Annotated in this window: 22 protein-coding genes and 1 riboswitch; of the genes, 12 read left to right on the top strand and 10 right to left on the bottom strand. The window is 62.8% G+C overall.

The annotated features are described in order from the left end of the window. Nucleotides 1-180: 180 nt before the first annotated feature. From dnaG to rpsU, 3 genes are all read right to left on the bottom strand, one after another. A complete protein-coding gene (gene dnaG / locus R3F00_RS04210; protein ID WP_371280465.1) occupies nt 181-1,926 on the bottom strand; it encodes a DNA primase in 1,746 nt (581 codons plus the stop codon). Nucleotides 1,927-2,062: 136 nt separating this feature from the next. After that, on the bottom strand, nt 2,063-2,506 hold the full coding sequence (locus R3F00_RS04205; protein WP_371280464.1) for a GatB/YqeY domain-containing protein: 444 nt from the start codon (nt 2,504-2,506) through the stop codon (nt 2,063-2,065). 255 nt (nt 2,507-2,761) lie between these two features. Continuing rightward, nucleotides 2,762-2,977, bottom strand: a complete 216-nt coding sequence (gene rpsU / locus R3F00_RS04200; RefSeq protein ID WP_092405488.1) for a 30S ribosomal protein S21 — start codon at nt 2,975-2,977, stop codon at nt 2,762-2,764. A gap of 59 nt (nt 2,978-3,036) precedes the next feature. Here rpsU and tsaD point away from each other — a divergent pair, with 59 nt between their 5' ends. Together tsaD and folB are read left to right on the top strand one after the other, a co-directional pair. Further along, entirely contained in the window at nt 3,037-4,077 is a 1,041-nt protein-coding gene (gene tsaD, locus R3F00_RS04195; protein WP_371280463.1) for a tRNA (adenosine(37)-N6)-threonylcarbamoyltransferase complex transferase subunit TsaD, read from the top strand. Nucleotides 4,078-4,124: 47 nt separating this feature from the next. Continuing rightward, nucleotides 4,125-4,478: a dihydroneopterin aldolase gene (folB, locus tag R3F00_RS04190; RefSeq protein ID WP_371280462.1), complete on the top strand. Its 354-nt coding sequence runs from the start codon at nt 4,125-4,127 to the stop codon at nt 4,476-4,478. Between the two features lie 49 nt (nt 4,479-4,527). Here folB and R3F00_RS04185 read toward each other — a convergent pair whose 3' ends face one another. Continuing rightward, a complete protein-coding gene (locus tag R3F00_RS04185; RefSeq protein ID WP_371280461.1) occupies nt 4,528-5,277 on the bottom strand; it encodes a 20S proteasome subunit A/B in 750 nt (249 codons plus the stop codon). Between the two features lie 123 nt (nt 5,278-5,400). On the opposite strand from R3F00_RS04185, the gene R3F00_RS04180 reads away from it, so the two are divergent. From R3F00_RS04180 to R3F00_RS04170, 3 genes are all read left to right on the top strand, one after another. Continuing rightward, the gene (locus R3F00_RS04180) at nt 5,401-6,657 is read left to right on the top strand and encodes a mechanosensitive ion channel family protein (protein ID WP_371280460.1); all 1,257 of its coding nucleotides are present in this window, start codon (nt 5,401-5,403) and stop codon (nt 6,655-6,657) included. Beyond that, entirely contained in the window at nt 6,654-7,154 is a 501-nt protein-coding gene (gene folK, locus R3F00_RS04175) for a 2-amino-4-hydroxy-6-hydroxymethyldihydropteridine diphosphokinase (RefSeq protein WP_371280459.1), read from the top strand. Before R3F00_RS04180 ends, folK begins: the two co-directional genes overlap by 4 nt. A gap of 220 nt (nt 7,155-7,374) precedes the next feature. Then, nucleotides 7,375-8,220 (top strand): DUF6159 family protein, encoded by an 846-nt coding sequence (locus R3F00_RS04170; protein ID WP_371280458.1) that lies wholly within the window; start codon nt 7,375-7,377, stop codon nt 8,218-8,220. Nucleotides 8,221-8,360: 140 nt separating this feature from the next. On the opposite strand, the gene R3F00_RS04165 is transcribed toward R3F00_RS04170, so the two are convergent. Then, entirely contained in the window at nt 8,361-9,110 is a 750-nt protein-coding gene (locus R3F00_RS04165; RefSeq protein WP_371280457.1) for a pteridine reductase, read from the bottom strand. A 109-nt stretch (nt 9,111-9,219) separates the two neighbouring features. Between R3F00_RS04165 and R3F00_RS04160 the strand changes: the two genes are divergently transcribed. From R3F00_RS04160 to R3F00_RS04150, 3 genes are read left to right on the top strand one after another with little or no spacing between them, the layout of a single operon-like run. Then, a complete protein-coding gene (locus R3F00_RS04160) occupies nt 9,220-10,362 on the top strand; it encodes a class I SAM-dependent methyltransferase (protein WP_371280456.1) in 1,143 nt (380 codons plus the stop codon). Nucleotides 10,363-10,375: 13 nt separating this feature from the next. Continuing rightward, nucleotides 10,376-11,152, top strand: coding sequence for a YdcF family protein (locus R3F00_RS04155; RefSeq protein ID WP_371280455.1), 777 nt, complete (start codon nt 10,376-10,378; stop codon nt 11,150-11,152). 38 nt (nt 11,153-11,190) lie between these two features. Then, nucleotides 11,191-11,502, top strand: coding sequence for a hypothetical protein (locus R3F00_RS04150; protein ID WP_371280454.1), 312 nt, complete (start codon nt 11,191-11,193; stop codon nt 11,500-11,502). A 221-nt stretch (nt 11,503-11,723) separates the two neighbouring features. On the opposite strand, the gene R3F00_RS04145 is transcribed toward R3F00_RS04150, so the two are convergent. Both R3F00_RS04145 and pepQ read right to left on the bottom strand, forming a co-directional pair. Then, on the bottom strand, nt 11,724-12,251 hold the full coding sequence (locus R3F00_RS04145) for a DUF3016 domain-containing protein (RefSeq protein ID WP_371280453.1): 528 nt from the start codon (nt 12,249-12,251) through the stop codon (nt 11,724-11,726). 133 nt (nt 12,252-12,384) lie between these two features. Then, the gene (gene pepQ / locus R3F00_RS04140; protein ID WP_371280452.1) at nt 12,385-13,725 is read right to left on the bottom strand and encodes a Xaa-Pro dipeptidase; all 1,341 of its coding nucleotides are present in this window, start codon (nt 13,723-13,725) and stop codon (nt 12,385-12,387) included. Between the two features lie 154 nt (nt 13,726-13,879). Beyond that, a riboswitch (TPP riboswitch) is annotated at nt 13,880-13,986 on the top strand. 51 nt (nt 13,987-14,037) lie between these two features. On the opposite strand from pepQ, the gene thiC reads away from it, so the two are divergent. From thiC to R3F00_RS04125, 3 genes are all read left to right on the top strand, one after another. Beyond that, complete coding sequence (gene thiC, locus R3F00_RS04135; RefSeq protein ID WP_371280451.1) at nt 14,038-15,909, top strand: phosphomethylpyrimidine synthase ThiC; 1,872 nt, start codon at nt 14,038-14,040, stop codon at nt 15,907-15,909. Between the two features lie 90 nt (nt 15,910-15,999). Further along, the gene (locus R3F00_RS04130) at nt 16,000-17,904 is read left to right on the top strand and encodes a sulfotransferase (RefSeq protein ID WP_371280450.1); all 1,905 of its coding nucleotides are present in this window, start codon (nt 16,000-16,002) and stop codon (nt 17,902-17,904) included. Between the two features lie 138 nt (nt 17,905-18,042). Continuing rightward, on the top strand, nt 18,043-18,630 hold the full coding sequence (locus R3F00_RS04125) for a bacterioferritin (RefSeq protein ID WP_371280449.1): 588 nt from the start codon (nt 18,043-18,045) through the stop codon (nt 18,628-18,630). A gap of 56 nt (nt 18,631-18,686) precedes the next feature. Here the strand turns inward: R3F00_RS04125 and R3F00_RS04120 are convergent, their stop codons facing one another. From R3F00_RS04120 to R3F00_RS04110, 3 genes are all read right to left on the bottom strand, one after another. After that, entirely contained in the window at nt 18,687-19,382 is a 696-nt protein-coding gene (locus tag R3F00_RS04120; protein WP_371280447.1) for a hypothetical protein, read from the bottom strand. After that, nucleotides 19,379-20,035 (bottom strand): aspartyl/asparaginyl beta-hydroxylase domain-containing protein, encoded by a 657-nt coding sequence (locus R3F00_RS04115; RefSeq protein ID WP_371280446.1) that lies wholly within the window; start codon nt 20,033-20,035, stop codon nt 19,379-19,381. Before R3F00_RS04115 ends, R3F00_RS04120 begins: the two co-directional genes overlap by 4 nt. 79 nt (nt 20,036-20,114) lie before the next feature. After that, nucleotides 20,115-20,249 (bottom strand): hypothetical protein, encoded by a 135-nt coding sequence (locus R3F00_RS04110; protein WP_371280445.1) that lies wholly within the window; start codon nt 20,247-20,249, stop codon nt 20,115-20,117. 490 nt (nt 20,250-20,739) lie between these two features. Between R3F00_RS04110 and R3F00_RS04105 the strand changes: the two genes are divergently transcribed. Beyond that, nucleotides 20,740-22,020: an APC family permease gene (locus R3F00_RS04105; protein ID WP_371280444.1), complete on the top strand. Its 1,281-nt coding sequence runs from the start codon at nt 20,740-20,742 to the stop codon at nt 22,018-22,020. The last annotated feature ends 317 nt before the right edge of the window (nt 22,021-22,337 follow it).

The raw sequence follows: 22,337 nt of genomic DNA, 5'->3' as shown, positions 1-22,337 counted from the left end.
CGTCGCGCTGGGGAGTGTGCATCCCGCAGCTTCGTCGAGCTGCGGGGTCGTTGCGTTGGAAACTAACTGCGCACGACTGACCGCACCCGGGAGGGCGTCGTCATCGTCGTAGTCGTAATAATTGTGCACATGCAGCAAGTTGATCCGAAACGATGCGTCGTTGTCAAGTCGACGCGCGGCTTATTTCCTGCGGTGCGCGGGCTTGTTCGCCATAAGGTTGCGCAATTCGTCGCGTTCCGCGTCGGAAAGGCGGCCTTCGAGCTGGCGTGCGATCAGATCGTCCAGTCGCTGTTGGGACGTCTGGACGTCCAATTGGGCAATCGCACCAAGGAAGTCGGCGCGTCCCTGGTCGGCATCGACGATAAGATCCATCGATGCGAGCTTGTTCAATGGACCGGCTTCCTCGCGTCCTGCGTAGTGTTCGAGCAGAGCGCCGGTGGTCAGTGCGGGGCGATCGCGGCAGAGCCGGATCAGCTCCAGCAGTAGCGGTATGCCGGGCTGACGCAATTCTGAAAAGGTCCATGGCGGTTCGATCTCGCCGGCCAGTGCGGGATACTGGACGAGCAGGGCAACGGCAGTGCGGACCAGCGATCGTTGCGCAGGTCGGGCGCCGCCGCCGCGACCGCCGGTCCGCGATCCCGCTTGGGCATGCCCGCCTGGTGCCACGGTCCTCGCGCCGCTGAGCCGTTCCAGTTCCGCATACATCAGGTCACGAAAGGCGCCATCGGGAATCTGTCCGATCAGCGGCCGCGCGCGTTCGGCCAGGCGTGCCTTGCCATCGATGCTGGACAGGTTGACGTCCTTGCCGGTTTCCGCAAAAAAGAACTCGCTCAGGGGCGTGGCCTGCTTGAGGCGCGCCTCAAAACCGTCGAGGCCCTCCTTGCGGATCAGGGAATCCGGATCTTCGCCATCGGGCACGAACAGGAACCAGGCCTGGCGCCCGTCGCGCATGCGTGGCAATACCGATTCCACGGCTCGCCACGCCGCCTGACGTCCGGCGCGATCGCCATCGAAGCAGAAAAAAACGTCCGCCGCATTGCGGAACAGGATTTCCGCGTGGTCGCTGGTGGTTGCCGTTCCGAGCGTGGCCACCGCCTGGGTGACACCGTACTGGTGCAGGGCGATCACGTCCATGTAGCCCTCGACCACCAGCAGGCGCGCGATCTTCTGGTTGGCATCGCGCACCTGCCACAGGCCAAACAGTTCCCGGCCCTTGTGGAACAGGGGTGTCTCGGGGGAATTGAGGTATTTCGGGCCATCGTCCTTGCCCATCACCCTTCCGCCGAAGGCGATCGTGCGCCCGCGCCGGTCGAGGATCGGGAACATGACCCGATCACGGAAGCGGTCGTACTTGCCGCCGCGTTCGCCGCTCGACAGCATGCCGGCCTTGTCGAGCAGGGCGAGCCGTTTCGGCGAGGTGCCGAGTGCGTTCTTCAGCGCGTCCCACTGGTTCGGCGCGAAGCCGAGATTGAATCGATCCAGTGTGGCCTGGTCGAGCCCGCGGTTCCTGAAGTATTCACGCGCCGCCGCGTTGCCGGCGAGCTGCTCACGGTAGAAGGTGGCGGCTGCATCGAGCAAGACATACAGATCGGAAACGTCCTCGCGCGGCTTGTCCGGCCGGCCGCCTTCGTATTCGACCTTGAGGCCGGCGCGCGCGGCCAGTTCCTCGATTGCGTCCGGGAATTCGAGGCGGTCGTAGTCCATCAGGAAGCGGATCGCGCTGCCGTGCGCGCCGCAACCGAAGCAGTGATAGAACTGCTTGGCCGGACTGACCGTGAAGGAAGGAGAGCGCTCGTCGTGGAACGGGCAACGCGCCGACCAGTCCCGCCCGGCTTTCTTCAAGGTGATCCGCTCCTGGATCACATCGACGATATCGATGCGGGTCAGGAGATCGTCAATGAAGCGTTCGGGAATGCGGCCGGCCATTGGGCCAAGTCTAAAGGGCGGGGAATGGGGAATGGGGAATAGGGAATAGAAAAAGCGCGAAGCCGAAAGCCGCTAGGCCTTGCCCTGGCGCTGCCCCTGACCCATTCCCGATTCCCGAATCCCGTGGCCCGGCTCGCTACGCGAGCCTGGCCTTGATCATCTCCGACACCTGGCCCATGTCGGCGCGGCCGCTGACTTGTGGCTTGACCAGGCCGATGACCTTGCCCATCTCGCGCGCGCTGGTGGCGCCGGAGTCGGTGATGGCCGTGGTCACGATCGCTTCGAGTTCTTCGGCCGACAACTGGGCCGGCATGTAGGTCTGGATGACTTCGACTTCAGCGCGTTCGACCGCGGCGAGATCCTCACGGTTGGCGGCGGTGTACTGGTCGATCGAATCACGGCGCTGCTTGAGCATCTTCTCGAGGATGGCGAGGACCTGGGCATCATCCAGTTCGATGCGCTCGTCGACTTCGCGTTGCTTGAGCGCGGCCAGGATCAGGCGGATCACGCCGAGGCGATCTTTCTCGCCGGCGCGCATGGCGGTTTTCATGTCATCGGTGATGCGGGCCTTCATTGACATCGTGCACCTCGTAGGTCTGGCAGAGTCTCTCTGTGGCAGTCATGTTGCCGGGGCTCGGAATGCGGAGTGTCCGGTTTCGGGCCCGTCAGGCGTGGTCTGTCGGGGTCGGCTTCGGACGCCGGAAACACAAACGGCCGGCGCTGCGTGGGCAGAGCCGGCCGAAAGTATCAGCCCGGATGTTGCTGGCCCGGCACGGAACCGGAACAGCGATCAATCGGTTTCGCGATTCGCCAGAGCGAATGCGCAACCCATCGATCAATACATGCGTTGACGCTTGGTGACGTCGCGCGAAACGCGGCGCAGGTGACGCTTGACCGCAGCCGCGCGCTTGCGCTTGCGTTCCTGGGTCGGCTTCTCGTAAAACTCGCGCTTGCGCACTTCAGCCAGCACGCCGGCCTTTTCACAGGTGCGCTTGAAGCGGCGCAGGGCAAATTCAAATGGTTCGTTCTCGCGAACTTTGACGCTTGGCATAGTCTCTCCGCTGTTAAACTCGACACCCGGGCTCTCGGGCGAGCCGCGCATTCTATTTCATGGCAACGAGCAATGCAAAACCTGGTCCGGTGCTTGGCATCGAGACCTCCTGCGACGAAACCGGGGTGGCCGTCTACGACCGCTCACGCGGCCTGCTGGCCCACGCCTTGTACAGCCAGATTGACCTGCACGCCGAATATGGCGGGGTGGTGCCGGAGCTGGCATCCCGCGACCATGTCCGCAAGCTGATGCCTCTGATCCGGCAGACCCTGGCCGAATCCGGCATGGTCGTCGGCGATCTGGGCGGCGTTGCCTATACGGCCGGGCCGGGCCTGGTCGGGGCCCTGCTGGTCGGGGCGGCGGCAGGCCGCTCATTGGCCTGGGCGCTGGATATTCCCGCAATTGGCGTGCACCACATGGAGGGGCATCTGCTCGCACCGATGCTTGAAGTCGACTCGCCCGAGCCGCCCTTCGTGGCCTTGCTGGTATCGGGCGGACACTCGATGCTGATCGAGGTCGAGGCGATTGGTCGCTACCGCCTGCTCGGCGACACCCTGGATGACGCTGCCGGCGAAGCCTTCGACAAGACCGCCAAACTGATGGGATTGCCCTATCCGGGGGGACCGACCCTGGCGAAACTGGCGGAAACGGCCCAACCGGGTCAGTTCCGTTTCACTCGACCGATGACCGACCGGCCCGGCCTCGATTTCAGCTTCTCCGGCCTCAAGACCCAGGTTCTGCTGGCCTGGCAGCGCAGCGACCAGGCGGATACGACCCGCGCTGCCATCGCGCGCGATTTCGAGGAAGCCATCGTCGAGACCCTGGTCATCAAGTGCCGTCGCGCGATGACCGCGACCGGCGCGAAGCGTCTGGTCATTGCTGGCGGCGTGGGCGCCAACAAGCGCCTGCGCAACCAACTGGCCCGGGTCGCCGGCGAAGACGGCTTCAAATCCTATTTCCCGCGTCTCGAATTCTGCACCGACAATGGCGCCATGATCGCCCTGGCTGGCGCCATCCGCCTGCATGCCGGCCAGCACAATGATCCGCAGATCAAGGTCTTTCCGCGCTGGGACCTGGAATCCCTTTCGGCGCTGGGCTGATCGACGATCCGCTCGTATCCTTGACCATTCCCACTCGAACAGAGCCCATGGACATCGTTTTCATCGAAGACCTGCGCATCGATACCGTGATCGGCATCTATGACTGGGAGCGGCGCATTCGCCAGACCGTCGCGCTCGATATCGAGATGCGTTTCGACAACCGGCGCCCGGCGGCGACGGACAACATCGAAGACACACTTAACTACAAGTCGGTGTCAAAGCGCCTGATCGCCTTCGTCGAAGCGTCCGAATTCCAGCTCGTCGAGACTTTGGCCGAACGCTGCGCGGAAATCATTCTCGAGGAATTCGATGTCGAACATGTGCGACTGCGGCTGGCCAAGCCGGGCGCCGTGCGCGGCTCGAAGTCGGTGGGCGTGCAGATCGAGCGTGAACGGAGCTAGGTAGCGCCGCGCTTGATGTCATGGCACGCGCGCTACGGAACTGGAGAAATCAGGTATCAGCGTTCGGGGTTTCCCAGGGGAATGGCGGCAGGCTGTGAACCGCATCGGTCAACTTTTGCGCCCAGCTGGTTCGAATCTGGGCAAAGAAGGGCGTGCGCTCGTCGATGCGGATCTTCTGGTCGATGCGCAGCTCGCCATCCTTGATGATGGCCAGATCGATCGGCAGACCCACCGAAACGTTTGAGCGAATCGTCGAATCGAGCGACACGAGTGCGCAGCGCGCCGCGTCCTCCAGCGAAGTGCCACGATCGATGATGCGATCGAGGATCGGCTTGCCGTACTTGGATTCGCCGATCTGCAGGTACGGTGTTTCGGGCGAGGCATTGATCCAGTTGCCGAGCGGATAGATCAGGCGCAAGGCCGCCTCGCCACCGGCAATCTGGCCACCGAGAATCAGGGTAGCCTCCACACTGACCCCATTTTGCTGCGCGTTTTCTCCGATCTGGGCCTGATTGGCTACCAGCACGCGTCCGATGTAGTCGGCGACTTCATAAAGACGCTTGGCCTTGAACAGGCTGAATTCGGAGTCCGGATTCTCGATGTCACGCCGCAGCGCCGACATTACCGCCTGGGTCGTGGCCAGGTTGCCCGCCGACATCAACACGAATACGCATTCGCCCGGTTTCTCGAAGACATGCATCTTGCCGTGCGTGCGAACATCGTCGAACGAAGCGCTGGTGCGCGTGTCGGCCGCGAGCACGAGGCCGCGGTCGACGTGGATACCCACACAATAAGTCATGGTTGAAATGGCGGCCGAACAGGTTCGCCATTGTAGGGCAAGGCTGATCGTGTGGCGCAATCGCGATAGGGTAGACCTGCTTCGCCTTATCAAATTTCGTGACGTACATGACGAGAGGCCGGGATGGAAAAACTGACTGAATGGCTGGCAAACCCGCTTGCGCATACGCTGGGCGGGCTGTTGGCGCTGGTTCTGCTGGCCTGGCTGGTGGCGACCGTGGCACGAAGAGCGCTGGTGCGAGCCTTTCGGGCCTTTGCCGCACGCACTGCCTGGACCTGGGACGACGTCCTGGTCGAGCATGGAGTCCTGCGCCAGATCACCCGTATTGCACCGACCCTGATCGCCCAGTTCGGTATTGGCTTCGTGCCGGGCGTGCCGGACAAGGTCGACCTACTGGTGCGCAATGTCGCCATGTCCTGCACGATCCTGTTTCTGATGCTGGCAATGGGCGCGGTCCTGAATGCGCTGGAAGACATCTACAGCCGCAGGTCCGAAGGCAGGCGATCGATCAAGTCCTACGTCCAGTTCATCAAGATCGCCATCTACATCGTCGGTGCGGTCGTGATCGTGGCCACCCTGATTGATCGCTCGCCGCTGATCCTGCTGTCGGGACTCGGTGCGCTGTCGGCCATCCTGCTGCTGGTCTTCAAGGACACCATCCTCGGTTTTGTTGCCGGAGTTCAGCTGACCACCAACGACATGTTGCACGTGGGTGACTGGATCGAAGTGCCGGCCGCAGGTGCGGACGGCGACGTCATCGACATCGCCCTGCACACGGTCAAGGTGCAGAATTTCGACAAGACGATCACCACGATTCCGACCTGGAAGCTGATCACCGATCCATTCAGGAACTGGCGCGGCATGTCCGAAGCGGGCGGACGCCGCATCAAGCGCTCCTTGCTGATCGACGCTGGCAGCGTGCACTTCATCAATGACGAGGACATCACCCGGATGACCGAATCGCTGGTGCTGCGCGATTACCTGAAAGGCAAGGCCAGTGAAGTCTCCTCGTTCAACGTCAAGCTCGGCGAAGCCGGTCGCTATCCGTTGAACCTGCAACGCCTGACCAATCTCGGCACGTTTCGCGCCTATGCCGTGGCCTATCTGAAGGCACATCCCGGCATCCGCCAGGACATGACCCTGATCGTGCGCCAGCTCGACGCCAGGGGAGAAGGCATCCCGCTGGAGTTGTACTGCTTTACCCGAACCACGGCCTGGAGCGAGTACGAAGGCATTCTTTCGGACATCTTCGATCACCTGATTGCGATACTGCCCGAGTTCGGATTGCGCCTGTTCCAGAAGCCCGCCGGTGGCGACCTGCGTGACGCCCTTGGCGAGCGGGCACGCAAGCTGGAGGCGGAACCGGAGAGTGCCGGGTGACGCGTGTCTATCTCAGTCTGGGATCGAATATCGAGCCGGAAACGCATCTGCGTGCCGCGCTCGCCGAGTTGCGCGCACGTTTCGGCACGATCGATGTTTCAGGGGCCTGCAGAACCGAAGCGGTCGGCTTCGACGGACCTGCCTTTCTCAATCTGGCCGTTGGGCTCGATACCAACGAGAGTCCCGAAGCACTGGATAGCTGGCTGCACGCGCTCGAGGATCGCCACGGGCGCCGTCGGGATGTGCCGCGTTATTCGAGCCGGACCCTGGATGCGGATATTGTCCTGTTCGGAGATCAGGTGGTCGATGGTCCGGGGCACCTGCAGGTTCCACGCGACGAACTGAAGCACGCGTTCGTGCTGGCGCCGTTGGCCGAGATCGCCGGCGATGCGGTGCATCCGGTGACCGGAATCACGATGGCTGAACTCTGGCGAGCGCATCCCGAGTATGGGGCTCCGATGGAGTGCGTGCTGCTCGAACAAGGGAACACCGGATGACCGGGTCCGTTCGCCCATGGACAAGATTTCCGCGCCTTGGCAATTCGCTCCGTCAGTTCCCGGAGGAGTGCTTGCCGCGATGAGCGGCTAGTCTCGGGATCGCGAGAACACGGGTGCCTGGTGGTGCTCCTGAGAGCGGCGTCGTTTAACCCGCCCATCAACCGCCGCTATACTCAAGCCCATCGCAACAGCCATTGCCCATCGCAAACAGGGAGTCGAAATGTTCGAGAAGTTTTCGCATAGCTGGGAACTCGTGAAGTCCAGTGCATCCGTGTTGCGATCCGACAAGGAATTGCTGATCTTTCCGCTGTTGTCGGCGATCTGCTGCATCATCGTTGCGGCCAGCTTCTTCGTCCCGGCCGCGCTGGGCGGCCTGTTCGCCGGCATGGATGAAGAGGGCGCGAATCCCTTGCTCTACGTGCTGATGTTCGTGTTCTACGTGGTCCAGTATTTCGTCATCATCTTCTTCAACTCGGCCCTGATCGGCGCGGCGATGATCCGCCTCGATGGCGGTGACCCGACCGTTGCGGACGGATTCCGCATCGCGCGCTCGAAGCTGCCGGCCATCCTCGGCTATGCGGTGATCGCGGCCACCGTGGGTGTGTTGCTGCGGGCCTTGCAGGAGCGTGTCGGCTTCATCGGACAGATGGTGGTCGGCATGATCGGTCTGGCCTGGACCGTGGCTTCGTTCCTTGTCGTGCCGGTGCTGGTCAGCCAGGACATCGGCCCGATCGATGCGGTCAAGCGCAGTGCCGAGCTGCTCAAGAAGACCTGGGGCCAGAACCTGATCGGTACGGGCGGTATCGGCATTGTGTTCGGACTTGCGATTTTCGGCTTCGCTCTGATCGGCGGCGGCCTGATCGTCTTGGCCATTTCCAGCGGCATCCTCGCCATCACGATCACTACTATCGTTGCGGTCGTGATTGTCTTCCTGCTGCTGATTCTGATCCAGGCCGCACTGCAGGGGGTCTACGCGGCTGCCTTGTACCGCTATGCCACCGAAGGCGACGCAGGCGAAGGCTTCAACAGGGAACTCGTTGCCGACGCGTTCAAGGTCAAGGCCTGAGGCGGATTAGGGAATGGGGAGCGGGGAATAGGAAAAGCGCATAGCGGAAGGGCCAAATCTGGCGCGGTTTTCGTGCGCTGCCTGGCAATTCCGCTTTGCTTCTGCTTCGCAGGCCCTTCAGGGGGCGATGCTCTCTGCGCTCAGATCGCGAGCGAGCGCCCGCCATCGACATGGATGATTTCCCCGGTCACGAATTGCGCGTCGCGCAGCAGCCACAGCACGGCTGTGGCGACGTCTTCGGCGCTGCCCGCGCGCTTGAGCGGCGTGCGCGCGATGATCTCGTCCTTGCTGGCGTAGGTCTTGCCCTGTTCGGGCCACATGACCGCACCCGGTGCAATGCCGTTGACGCGAACCTCGGGCCCGAGTTCATGTGCAAGCGCGCGCGTCATCGTGGCCTGGGCAGCCTTGGCCATGCAGTACACCGAATATCCGGGTAGCGGTCGCTCGGCGTAGATGTCGAGCAGGTTGACGATCGCACCGGCGCGCTCTCGCAGATGGCTGGCTGCGGCCTGGGCGAGAAAGAACGGGGCTCGCGCGTTCGAGGCGAACAACTCGTCCCATTGCGCCTGGCTGACGCTGCCCAGCGCCGTCGCATAGAACGCCGAGGCGTTGTTGACGAGACCGTCGAGTCGACCGAATCGGGCCATGGTGTCATTGACCAGATCGGGAAGGCCCTCGAAATCGGCGAGGTCCGCTTGCAGGGCCAGGGTGCTGGAGTCGCGTGCCTGCTCGAGTTCCGCGATCAGCAAGTCGAGTTCCTTGCGCGAGCTTCGGCAGTGCAGGGCCAGGTCGTACCCGGCCGCATGCAAGCGACGTGCAATCGTCGCGCCGACGCGCCGTGCCGCGCCGGTGATCAGCACGACCGGTCGATTCCGGGCGGATTCCGTCATTGGTGTTCTCCGTTCACGTCGGTATCCTGCGCAGAGTGCCGCAACTCGGCGAATCGGGCCAGCCGTGAATTCCCTGCCGACACCCTCAGAGCCAGAACGGGTCCACTCCATGCAGCTGGCCGAGTTGATTCGTGCCGAGATCGCAGCGCGGGGCCCGATGCCTTTCTCGCGCTACATGGAACGATGCCTGTATGCGCCCGGTCTCGGCTATTACAGCGCCGGTCGCACGAAATTCGGTGCGGCCGGCGACTTTGTCACCGCACCCGAGCTCGGCTCACTGTTCGCGCAAACCGTCGCCGACGCCCTGATGCCGAGCCTGAAGGCGGTGGGCTCCCGCGCGGATTTCGTCGAACTGGGTGGTGGCAGCGGAGCCTTCGCGGAAGCGGCCATGCGTGCTTTCTGCGAAGCCGGAACAGTGCCGCGCCGCTACCGCATTCTCGAACCCAGTGCCGACCTGCGCGAGCGACAGCGCGAACGCCTGCAAGCCGCTTTTCCGCAGGCCCTGTTCAGTCGCTTCGAGTGGCTGGACCGCCCGCCCGAGGAGCCCTGGAACGGTGTCCTGTTCGCCAACGAGGTCATCGACGCGTTGCCGACCACGCGATTCTGTCTGCGCGAAGGCGAGGTCTACGAGGAGCATGTGGTTGCCGATGAAGCGGGGGTTCTCGAGTATCGGGATCGACCCGCCGATGCGCTGACCAGCGCAGCCGTGCGCCATGTCGAACGGGATCTCGGGCGTGCCTTCGTCGATGGCTATCGTTCGGAGATCCTGCCGCAGCTGCCCTACTGGATGCAGGCCGTGCTCGGCAGTCAGGAATCGGGTCTCGTGCTGATGATCGACTACGGCTATCCGCGCAAGACCTTCTATCTGCCCGAGCGCTCCGACGGCACGCTCGTCTGTCACTACCGGCACCGCGCGCATGCCAATGCGCTGATCCTGCCGGGCTTGCAGGACATCACCGCCTTTGTCGACTTCACCGCCCTGGCCGAAGCGGGCAACCAGGCCGGCTTTGCCGTCGCCGGCTTTGCCTCGCTGGCGCAATTCCTGTTCGCTTCGGGGCTGGCCAGCCGATTCGAACAGGCCGTCGCCGGGGCCGATGAGGTGGCCTGCTATCGACTGGCTCAGGAGGTCAAACGCCTGACATTGCCCGGTGAGATGGGTGAGAAGTTCAACATCATGCTGCTGGCCCGCGAGCTGCCCGAAACGGCGTTGCCGCCAGGCATCGCCGACATCGATCAGGGTTTCCGCCTGTGAGCATGAAATCGTGATGCATACCTTCCTTTCGCCGTTCCGCAGCGGCGTGCTGCTTGCGCTGCTGCTGATGCTGAGCTGGCGCTGGTTGCCAAGATGGCTGCGTTGGCCCGCCCTGGTCCCGATATTCGCTTGCGTCCTGCTGAGCCTGCCGGTGGTTGCCAATCCTCTGGTTCGCTGGCAGGAATCGCGGGTCCACATAGACCAGGATTGCGCACTCAAGCCACCGTCGACCATCGTCGTCCTGAGTGGGGGCACGACGCGCAATCCGGCCAGCGAAGAGGATATTTCCGCGCTCGGCGAGTCGAGCATCCGTCGCATGTTCGCCGCCACCATTCGGCTTCAGTTGCAAACGGACACCCTTTTTGTCATCGCCGGTGGGGCAGCACAATACAAGATCGCCGAAAGCCGTCTGATGGCCGAACTGGCCCGGCAACTCGGTGTGCCTTCGGACGCCATCCGGCTTGAAATGCTTTCGCGATCGACCTGGCAAAATGCCGAATTCGTCGCGGCCTTGCGACCCGCCGTCGACAAGCGCATCTGGCTGGTGACCTCGGCCCTGCATCTGCCGAGGGCGACCTACGCATTCGAGCAGAACGGATTCGAGGTCTGCGCCTGGCCCGCTGATCCGCTGGCCGCGGAAGCGAACAGTCCGGGCTACTTCCTCCCGTCAACCACGGGTTTGCGCAAGTCCGAGGCGCTCATCCATGAATGGGTCGGCGAAGCGGCCTACCGGATGGGCTGGCTGCGCGGCGCGGATCGAGATCCGTGGTCCGGTTCGGACGAACGTTGAGGCGAGTCTGGGTGGAGAAGCCCGCTGCAATTCGATTGGTGAAGCTTTGCCATACCCTGATCTGGATTGTTCTTTCCGGCTGCGTGATCTCGATTCCGGTGCTGGCCTATCAGCAGCGTCTTGGCATGGCCTCTTTCATGATCGCCGTCATCCTGGTCGAAACGCTGGTGCTGGCGACCAACGGATGGCGTTGCCCATTGACCAATGTCGCCGAACGCTACACGGACAACCGCGAACCGAATTTCGACATCTACCTGCCACGCTGGCTGGCCAGGTACAACAAGCAGATCTTCGGAACCTGGTTCGTCCTCGGTTCGCTGTACACGCTTGCGCAGTGGCTGGGAAGCTAGGGCAACGCTGATCAAGTGGCACACCACCCTTTCCATTGAAAACCAACCAGTTGGGCGACACCTGTCTGCGCGCAGCTCCTTGTTGCGCTGCCTTGAAGGACGTCCAGTCCATCTGCGTCAGCGCGCCGCGATCTGCACGCAGACAGGTGTCGTGACGATTGCGCCACTTGATCAGCGTTGCCCTAGCCGGGCTCCCTCCGCCCATGCCCGATCTTGCGGTCCTAGTCTTCGTGACTGCCGAATTCCCTGTCCATCCACTCGATCAGGAGCCGGTCTTCATGGATGTAGGGATTGCTGCTGTCGGCAAGACCCGGCGACATGGAGTTCGGACTGCCGAGATCGCGATCACCGTTGAGGAGGATCTGACCATCCGCCCCGGTCAGGGTAAAACTCAGCTTGATGCGGGGCGGTGTGTTCCTGTCGACGACGCGCACGCCGCTGGTCCTCGAGCCGGACCGCAGCGTGCCTGCGAGGGTGACGTCGGTGATGGTGACCGATAGCGACTGGCCGGTTTCCAGCACACGTCGGGCGTGGCGACGGATCGTCGATGAGAACTCGCCAAGCCATACTTTGGGACTGGTCTGGTTGAAGCCGCTCCGATTCTGCATTTCGCTGAATTGCGAAGGGTCGGTCCAGTCGACGCGGACCGTCGGCTTCTGCGCTGCGATGACGGATGGCGCGCACAGGCCGAAACCGATCAGCAAGGTCAGACTGCACAACACTGCGTTCAGTCGCGCTTGAATTGTCATGGCTCCTCCGCTGCGAGGCTCAGCTTCGCATTGACTCGATCGCCAGACGCATCGCACCGCCCTTTCGTCGCCAGAACGCCGGACCGCACGCATCAAGTCATGGCCCGCAGTGCGGCGACCCTCCGAGCGTGGCTCAGTGCCCGTCGAGCAGGGCAAACGCGTCGCGTGTGAGGTTTTCGGGGTCGCCATCGGTACAAGCCACATCGTCCTCGATGCGGATCCCGCCGTACTTGTGGAACGCGTCGATCTTGTCCCAGGCGATGTCCTTGCCCTCGGGTTTTTCCTTCAATCTGGCCAGCAGCATGTCGATGAAATAGAGGCCGGGCTCGATCGTGACCACTGCGCCGGGCTCGATGCTGCGAGTCATGCGCAGATAGGGATGGCCTTCCGGCCGGTCGATGGTCTGGCCCTTGTCGTCTGCGGCAAAGCCGGCCACGTCATGCACCTGCAGGCCGATCGGGTGGCCGAGGCCATGCGGGAAGAATGTTGCGGAGACCCCGGACTCGACCGCGCTCTCGGCACTCATGCGAATGAAGCCGTGGTCGTGCAGGACGCCGGCCAGCTGGTGATGGGCATCGACATGCAGCGCGCCATAGTCCTGACCAGCGCGGACCCTGGCGCACAGGTTCTTCTGCACTTCGTCGACCGCATCGATCAGGACCTGGAATTCCTCGCAATCTTTTCCTGCATGGGTGCGGGTGATATCGCTTGCGTAGCCGTGGAAACTCGCGCCGGCATCGATCAGGAAGGAGTACAGATGCGAAGGCGGGGCGTGTTTGAGATCGTGGTAGTGCAGGATCGCACCATGTTCATTGAGCGCGATGATATTGCTGTAGGGCAGTTCGTTTTCGGTCTGTCGCGCGGCATCAAGATAGGCCATGTGGATTCCGAACTCGGATTCGCCGGCATGGAACGCCGCTGCCGCTGCCCGGTGCGCGCGCGTGCCGATCTTGCTGGCTACGCGCATCATCGCCAGTTCGTAGGCGGTCTTGATCACGCGATGGTAATGCAGATAGTCGATCACGCCTTGTGGATTGTTCGGAACCATGCTGTCGAGCGCAGCGTTTGCCTCGCCGATCACGGCGCAGCGCGTGACGTCGCCGGGAAGGTGCGCGCGCGCCTCGGCGGCGTCGCGGATCGTGATGATGTCGAAGTGCTCGACCCAGTAGCCCGCAGGCGCCTCCGGAACCACATGCCAGTAATCCGCAGGCTGCAGGAAAATCAGCTTGGGCCGACGTCCGGGCGTATACACCAGCCAGGATCCCGGCGCCCGGGTCACCGGCAACCAGTGCTTGAAGTGCGGGTTGACGTGGAACGGATAGTCACGGTCGTCGAGGAACTGGTAGCGGACCGTGCCCGAAGGAACGACAAGATGATCGAAGCCACCGCGCTGAAGGGCCACATCGGTGCGCGACTTCAGTACTTCGAGGTGTTCGCTGAACAAGGGGTGCAGATCGGGATGCTGGTTGTCCATGCTGGCTCCTTTCGACAGGCAGCCATTGTGCCGCGTTGTGCTGCAAGACGCGATTGCCGGCCGCCAGTCCGGTTCATGCAAGCGCTGCTCCGGGGTCTGCTGCAACTCGATGCGCGACAGGCTGGCCTGCTCCGGGGGAACATGCTTCAATGAGGCAATGAAGCGGGGGTGCTGGCGCTTGTCGGCTGAGAGAGTCCCTTCGAACCTGATCCGGCGCCCATTCCAGGCATTCCCGGCGTAGGGAGCTTCGATGCCGGCAAGCCCCGGTATTCGTCGCCGTCGCTTCCCCTGATCAGCCGAGGATGCCTGCCGATGAATGCCGTACCAAACCCCTTGTTTGCCGAAGCCGCCGAACTCTCCGAGTCGGTCGTCCGCCCGATCCCCGGTTCGCGCAAGATCCATGTCGAAGGCAGCCGCCCCGATATCCGTGTGCCGATGCGCGAAGTCGTGCTCGAGGACACACCGAGCACGTTCGGCATCGAGAAGAACGCGCCGTTCGCGATCTACGATACCTCGGGCCCGTACACCGATCCGGATTACCGGGTAGACCTCGTGGCCGGACTGCCCGCGCTTCGTGCGGCCTGGATCGAGGCGCGCGGCGACAGCGAGCCGCTGACCGAATTTTCCTCGCCGTTCACGCGCCGACATGCCAGTGCCCACCAGCTCGATCACGTGCGCTTCCCGAACGTGCCGAAGCCGCGTCGCGCAAAGTCCGGTCACAACATCACCCAGATGCACTACGCGCGCAAGGGCATCATCACGCCTGAAATGGAGTACATCGCGATCCGCGAGAACCAGAACCTCGAGCGTATCCGCGAGCAGCACCTGCTCCAGCAGCATCCCGGCGAGTCGTTCGGCGCCGCGTTGCCCAAACTGATCACGCCGGAGTTCGTGCGCGACGAAGTCGCCCGTGGCCGCGCCATCATCCCGAACAACGTCAACCATCCCGAATCCGAGCCGATGATCATCGGTCGCAACTTCCTCGTGAAGATCAACGCAAACATCGGCAACTCCGCGCTGTCGAGTTCGATTGCCGAGGAAGTCGAGAAGATGGTCTGGTCGATCCGCTGGGGCGGCGATACGGTCATGGATCTCTCGACCGGCAAGCACATCCACGAAACACGCGAGTGGATCATCCGCAACTCGCCGGTACCGATCGGTACGGTGCCGATCTACCAGGCGCTGGAAAAGGTCGGCGGCGTCGCCGAGGACCTGACCTGGGAGCTCTACCGCGACACCCTGATCGAGCAGGCCGAGCAGGGCGTGGACTACTTCACGATCCACGCCGGCGTTCGCCTGCCGTTCATCCACCTCACCGCGAAGCGCGTCACCGGCATCGTCTCGCGCGGCGGTTCGATCATGGCCAAGTGGTGCCTGTCCCACCACAAGGAAAGCTTCCTCTACGAGCGGTTCGAGGAAATCTGCGAAATCATGAAGGCCTACGACGTCAGCTTCTCGCTCGGCGACGGCCTGCGCCCCGGTTCGATCGCCGACGCCAATGACGCCGCACAGTTCGCCGAACTCGATACACTGGGCGAACTCACGCAGATTGCCTGGAAGCACGACGTGCAGACCATGATCGAAGGCCCCGGCCATGTGCCGATGCACCTGATCAAGGAAAACATGGAACGCCAGCTCGAGAAGTGCGGCGAGGCGCCGTTCTACACGCTCGGGCCGCTGACTACCGACATCGCGCCGGGCTACGACCACATCACCAGTGCGATCGGTGCGGCCATGATCGGCTGGTACGGCACGGCCATGCTCTGCTACGTGACGCCGAAGGAGCATCTCGGCTTGCCGAACAAGCAGGACGTGCGCGACGGTATCGTCACCTACAAGATCGCCGCGCATGCGGCCGACCTGGCCAAGGGCCATCCGGCCGCGCAGGCGCGCGACAATGCATTGTCCAAGGCGCGCTTCGAGTTCCGCTGGGCCGACCAGTTCAATCTGGGTCTTGATCCGGAGAAGGCCAGGGAGTTCCACGACGAGACCCTGCCCAAGGACGCGCACAAGACCGCCCATTTCTGCTCCATGTGCGGGCCCAAGTTCTGCTCGATGAAAATCACCCAGGACGTGCGCGACTATGCGAAGGAGCACGGACTCGAAGCGGATGCCGCACTCAACGAGGGCATGGCCGAAAAGGCCGCCGAGTTCCGCGCGACGGGTGGCGACGTCTACCGGTAGACCACGCGAGGATGGACCTGATTTCTGGCGGCTGGCTGTTGCCGTTTCGGGCACTCCATCCGGCGACCGCTGAAATGCGATAATGCACCGATGAAACTACAGGTTCCTTTCGTCCAGTTCCCGCTGCGCTTCGACGCCGAAAAGTTGCTCGCCGAGATTGCGCAGCTTGGCGAAGATGTCTGGCGACCGCATCCGCAGGGCTACGCAGGCAATTCGGCGCTGCCGCTCATTGCCGTCGATGGTGATCCGACCAGCGATTCGATTTCCGGACCGATGCGGCCAACGCCGCATCTGCAGGCCTGTCCCTACCTCAAGCAGGCCATGGCCAGCCTTGGCGCGGTCTGGGGACGCAGTCGACTGATGCGCCTGAGCGGACATGCCGAAGTGCCCGCCCATGCCGATCTGGCCTACTACTGGCGCGAACGCGTTCGGGTGCACGTACCCATCCTGACCCAGCCCTCGGTTCGTTTCATCTGCGGCGAAGGCGAGGTCAACATGGCCGCTGGCGAGTGCTGGATTTTCGACACCTGGCGCTCGCATCGCGTCATCAATGCCGCCAACAGTGAACGAATTCACCTCGTGGCCGACACGGTCGGCAGCGATCGCTTCTGGGAAATCGCCAGTGGCGGCCGCGTCCCCGATCGTCCACCGATACCGGGTTGGCAGGCCAGGCTGATCGCGCCGGATCCGTCCGTACAAGCCGAACTGATCTACGAATCGGTCAACCTGCCCACGGTGATGTCGCCGTGGGAATTGCGCGAGCACCTGAATTTCCTGATCGCCGAATCGAACCCGCATCCACAACTGGCTGCGATACAGCAGTGTTGCGCGAAACTGGGCGCTAAATGGCTGGGCATCTGGGCCGAGCATGGCGACGCGGAGCGAGGCTGGCCGTTTTATCGCGCTGCGCTCGATCCATTCGCGCAGGAAATGAAACAGCTGGGCCAGTCGATCACGCTACGCAACGGTTCGGGTTTCCTGATGGCGCTGGCGCCGATGGTGCTTCGCGCGGCTCTGGACGACCGGCCAAAAGCAGTAGGCTCCGCTCAGGGCGCAACGGACCCGGATGCCGGTGCGCAGGCGGCTGCTCCGTCTGCCGTGGCGCTGAGGGCGGTTGCGCCGAGCGTGAGCGCAGCTCCGCGCAGCGCGAAGCCCGACTCCGCAGAGCCGCGTTTTGATCGACCGATTTTCATCGTTTCGCCGCCACGTTCCGGGTCCACCTTGCTGTTCGAGACACTGGCTCGAGCACCGGCTCTGTACACCGTTGGCGGCGAGAGCCACGGTCGGGTCGAGGGCATGCCCGAGTTGCATCCGGCAGCCGCCGGCTGGGATTCGAACCGGATCGGAGTCGAGGCGGCGACACCTGAAGTCATCGCTGCGCTGCGCGCCCGCTTCGACGAGGCCTTGCGCGACCGTGAGGGCGCAGCGGCGCCGGCGGGTCGCGTGCGCATGCTCGAAAAGACGCCAAAGAACGCGCTGCGCATCCCGTTTCTGCGCAAGGTATTTCCCGAAGCGCAATTCATCTACCTCTATCGGGATCCGCGTGAAGTCCTGTCGAGCATGATCGAGGCCTGGAATTCCGGGCGCTTCCGTACCTATCCGAACATGCCGGACTGGAGCGGTCAGCCCTGGTCGCTGGTACTGGTGCCGGGTTGGCGCGAACTGCGCGGCAAGCCGCTGCCGGAAATCGTCGCCCGCCAGTGGGAAACGGCCACGCGCATCCTGCTTGACGATCTGGCAGATGTGCCGAACCAGCAGCTCAGCGCAATTCGCCATGACACATTCCTGGCGGATCCGGCCAGCGAAATGAATCGGCTTTGCAGGGAGCGTGATCTGGACTGGGATGTCGAGCTGGAATCGAGACTGCCGCATTCCAGACACACCGTATCCGCACCATCAGCCGACAAGTGGCGGCGCCACGAGCGCGAGATCGAAGCGGTATGGGGGCTGATTGAAGCAACCCGGGAGCGGGCTGAATCGTTCACTGGTGGCTAGCTGGCCACTTCGTTCAGCTCAGGCTGTGATTGTCTTGGCACCATGGGACCGGTTACGCGTTCAGCGTGCCCGCGGCTCTTCGCGATGCGTAGCGCATGCGGGCGGGAATATTTGTCAGTCGACCCGAGGAGCAACCCCATGGCTGCAAGCAAGCCTTTTGTTTCCGATATCAAGAACATCCGCAAGCGCGCCCGCGAGCACATCGAACGCGGTGCGGTCACCGATGGCTACAAGGCCGATCGCGAAACCGTGATCAAGATCCTCAACGAGGCCCTGGCCACCGAAATCGTCTGCGTGTTGCGGTACAAGTACCACTACTACATGGCCTCGGGCATCAACGCGCAAAGCGTTGCGGCCGAATTCCTCGCGCATGCCAACGAGGAACAGGGCCACGCCGATCGAATCGCCGAACGCATCACCCAGCTCGGCGGCGCTCCCAACCTGTCGCCGGAAGGCCTTTTGACGCGCAGTCATTCCGAATACGTCGAAGGCGACGATCTTGCCGACATGATCAAGGAGAATCTGGTTGCCGAACGGATTGCCATCGACAGCTATCGGGAAATCGTTGCCTATCTCGGCAATGCCGACACGACCACGCGTCGCATCATGGAAGAAATTCTCGCGGTCGAAGAGGAACATGCCGAAGACATGAGCACCCTGCTCGAAGAACTCGGCAAGAAGGGTGAGCCGGCCAAGCCGGCCAAGTCATCGAAGAAGCGTCGCTGAGTTTTCAGGTTCGTTCGAAATCGCCGGCAGATCAGCGCCACTTGACCGGAGCCTCGCTAGTCGTCGAAGCGATAGCCATAGATCCGGAGCAACTCGTGGTCCCTGGAGGCCACGAGTTCGGCCAGGTCATCGCTGTAGTACTCGCGCCAGGATCGGTGCGTCGAGGTATTGCGCGGACTCGCTTCGTCGATGAATCCGGTCAGCGCGGGCGGCAACGGAATGTCGAGCCCGAGCAGGAACGCCTTGAACTCTGCACGGAGGTTTTCCACCCGACCGATGGTCGCGGGTGAATCGCCGCCGGCATACATGTAGTCATGCAGGTAGCTGTAGAAGCCCTTGCCGCTGTTGCGTATGGGTTCGAGCGCGAAGGCTGGCAGATTCAAACCCTGGTTGCCGTACTCCCTGGGCAGTGCGGCCAGCAACGAGTCCAGCTTCCCGTTGCCCTGGCCAAGCTCGAGCAGGTTGCGAATCGTTGCCTCGAAATCGAGCTTTCGATCCTCGCTGGCACAGCGGAACAGCGCATTCGGCTGCGCCATGCGCGACTGGAACGAAAACCATGAAACGTAGTAGCTCCATGGGCTACGCACGAATCCGAGAACAGGTAGCGAGCGCTTGTCCTGCGGTATGCATGAACGTGGCAGGTGGTAGCCGATCCGCCTGGCGCCGGGAAAGAAGCGCATCAGGCACTCGTTGACGAAGGTGCCGCCTGACTTGTGCAGATGGACGAAGACGAAGCGGTCGGTCGCGATCATGCCATTCCGGCTTTTCCGCGCGCGGCGTAAAGGCGCGATTCGATTATCAGATTGCGCTCGCCGAGATTGCGCTCTCCGGCAATCAGCAGGGCTTCCAGTTCGGCGCTGGCGAGGAAATCGCAGATCAGGTGGATGCGCTCGCATTCCGCGTCGTCATTGACGACGCCATGCGTCGCACTGTTGTTGAGAGCCCAGAGTTCGCCCGGGCGCATGCGATAGCTTTGTCCATTGCAGTACATCCAGACCGCATCGCTGGTGACAATCGGCGCGTGCAGGCGGATGGTCTTGCTGAAGTAGTCGGCCTGGTCGATATGCGGCGCAATGACGGCACCCGGTGGCAGCAGGGCTACCAGGCAGCGCATGGCCTGTGCAGGAACGATCTGTTCGATCAGCTCGCGGATGCCGGGCAGATGCTGCAGCGCTTCGCGCTCTTCGATCGGCAGGTTTCCCTGCGCCGGGGCATGTCCACGCAGAAAGATCGCCTGGGCCGGATTGTGCACACCGACGCGACCGCCGCTCTGGCCCCAGAACGATTGCGGCAGCTCGGCGATTTCCTTCTGCAAGCGTGCCACATCGACCTGAACAGCAAGGCGCGAGCAGCCACCGATCAGGTGAACCTTGTCGAGTACGGGCTGGTCGGGCAGGGCGAGCATGTCGGGAACGGAATCGTGGTCGGGCGTGAGTTCGCATTCTAGCCCGGAACCCTTCAGTCCGCCTGGTCGAGAGACCTCGTCATCGCAGCGAAGCGAATCGTGCGCAGGCCAGCGGGAGTTGGTCGATGCGTGCCGAGTCACGTGCCTCCAGCACCTTGCGCGGCACCATCCAGGAGCCGCCAGGGGTGCTGACGATGACTGCCAACAGTTGCACTGCCCGATCGCCCCTTGCTGCGAAGGTCGTCTGCAGACGGGCCTTTTCACCGGTCACCGCGTTCGCCGTTTGGATGGACCTGGGTTCGATGGAAAGCCATCCAGGCCGGATGAGCGAGCCTGGCGTGCCGCAGCACCGAGGCGGGTCGAAATTGGACGAGGAAGGCATCATGCAGTTGGAAGCAATCGGTTCGTGTACGTGCAAGGGCTGGCTGCTCTGGCGCATGGCGACGCGAGGCAAGCCCGAGCATGGGTCACACTGTCGGCGCGAGCGAAATGTGCGGGCTGAAGGGAAAACGCAACTCCATGCTGCCCGGACCAGTCGCGTGCCTCGCCGATCGCCTTGGTCATGCACGCCAGTTCATTCGTGGCTGGACGAATGCGCATGATTGTCGGCAGCTTGCGGACGGTTCGGCTTGCGCGCCGACCATGTCTCGATCAACGTATGCTGCATGCCTGGGTAGCGCACGCCGGATCTTCGAGTTGTCGCCATGAGCCATTCGAACGAAAAACTGGGTTTCAACGCCACCTGGTCCATGGCCGTTGGCGGCATGGTCGGGGGCGGCATTTTCTCGACGCTGGGTGTCGTTATCGGCATCGCCGGGCCGCTGGCCTGGTTCAGCTTCGTGGCGGCCGGCATGATCGCGCTGGCAGCCGGCTACAGCTATGTCGAATTGACCCGGCATTACCATAAAGGTGGTGGCGCATTCACCTTCCTGCGCCAGATCGGTGCGATGCAATCGGCGGGAACCCTGGCCTGGGTGCTGATCATGGGCTATGTGCTGACCAACGCGGTCTATGCCTTCACCTTTGGTCAGTATCTCGGGCATGTGGTCGGGCTGGGGCCATGGTTTGCGCGGGCCGCGGCGATTGCGATCATGGCCGTGTTCATCGGGCTCAATCTGCGCAGCCTGGGCCAATCGAGCACGGTCGAGGTCATCCTGGTCTGGGCCAAGCTGGCGGTACTCGTGCTGCTGGCCGGATTCGGGCTCTACCAATGGGAGCCGCAAATGCTCTCGCGCGGTGCGCCCGATGCCGAATGGACTACGGCCCTGTTCGGTGCCGCAGCGGTGTTCATGGCCTACGAAGGTTTCCAGCTGCTCGCTTACGACTACGAAGATATTGATGCGGCCGACAAAACCCTGCCTCGTGCTGTTCTCTCCGCAATCGTCGTCGTCATCGTCGTCTACGTGCTGGTCGCTCTTGGGACGCCGATGCTGATTGGTGCCGATGGCGTCATCGAGCACAAGGAAGTCGCACTGGCTCTGGCTGGCGAGCAGGCCTTCGGCATGGCCGGACTCGTGGTCGTCACGATCGCCGCCGCGTTTTCAACAGGTTCGGCAATCAACTCGACCCTGTTCGCGACAGCGCGACTTGCGCGAGAGGTGACCCGACAGGGGGAGCTGCCGGCCGCGGTCGATCATGAGAACCGCTTCGGCATTCCCGATCGCGCCGTGCTCGGCCTTGGCATCCTGGCCGCCGCGTTCGCTGCGCTCGGAACGCTATCCGGCCTCGTCGAGGCAGCGAGCCTGGCGTTCCTCTGCACGTTCACGATTGTCGGGGCTCTCGCCTTCCACGCAGGGGCCGGTTCGCGCTGGATCACCGGTTTCGGCGCGGTCTCGGCTGCTGCTGCCGCAATCGCCCTGATGGATAGTCTATGGCACAGCGAGCCGATCGCCTTGATCATGTTCGTGCTGCTGTGTCTGGTCGCGCTGTTTGTTCGGCCAAGGCTGCTCAAGCGGACTCGCACGCGCGAACCGACCGACGACTGATTCGAACGAGTTCCGGTGGGGATTCAGCGATTGCTCCTGTCCTTCCAGGCCGGCCACTAAAAGCTGAACAACAGCCCATCTCTTTGCGTCACACCATGGGCCATTGCTCTGCCACGGCCATCAAGCCACGCTCGGGGAACAGGAGTCCTTGCCGCGGTTGCCCCCGGACACGCAAGTCTCCGACGATCGCGGTGTCAATGCCTTCCTCCGACCGGAGTCATCCATTCAGGAAACAGAAATAAAGTGTGCCTGCAGGTGTCAGGGGTGGCGAAACTTGCGCGCCGCTGTCTTGCCTGACGGGCAATTTCTGATCCCGA

It is taken from the genome of Dokdonella sp., from assembly GCF_041395345.1.
Taxonomy (GTDB): Bacteria; Pseudomonadota; Gammaproteobacteria; order Xanthomonadales; family Rhodanobacteraceae; genus Dokdonella.
The sequence above is the reverse complement of the archived record's forward strand: the minus strand, read 5'-3'. Positions and strand labels throughout refer to the sequence as shown.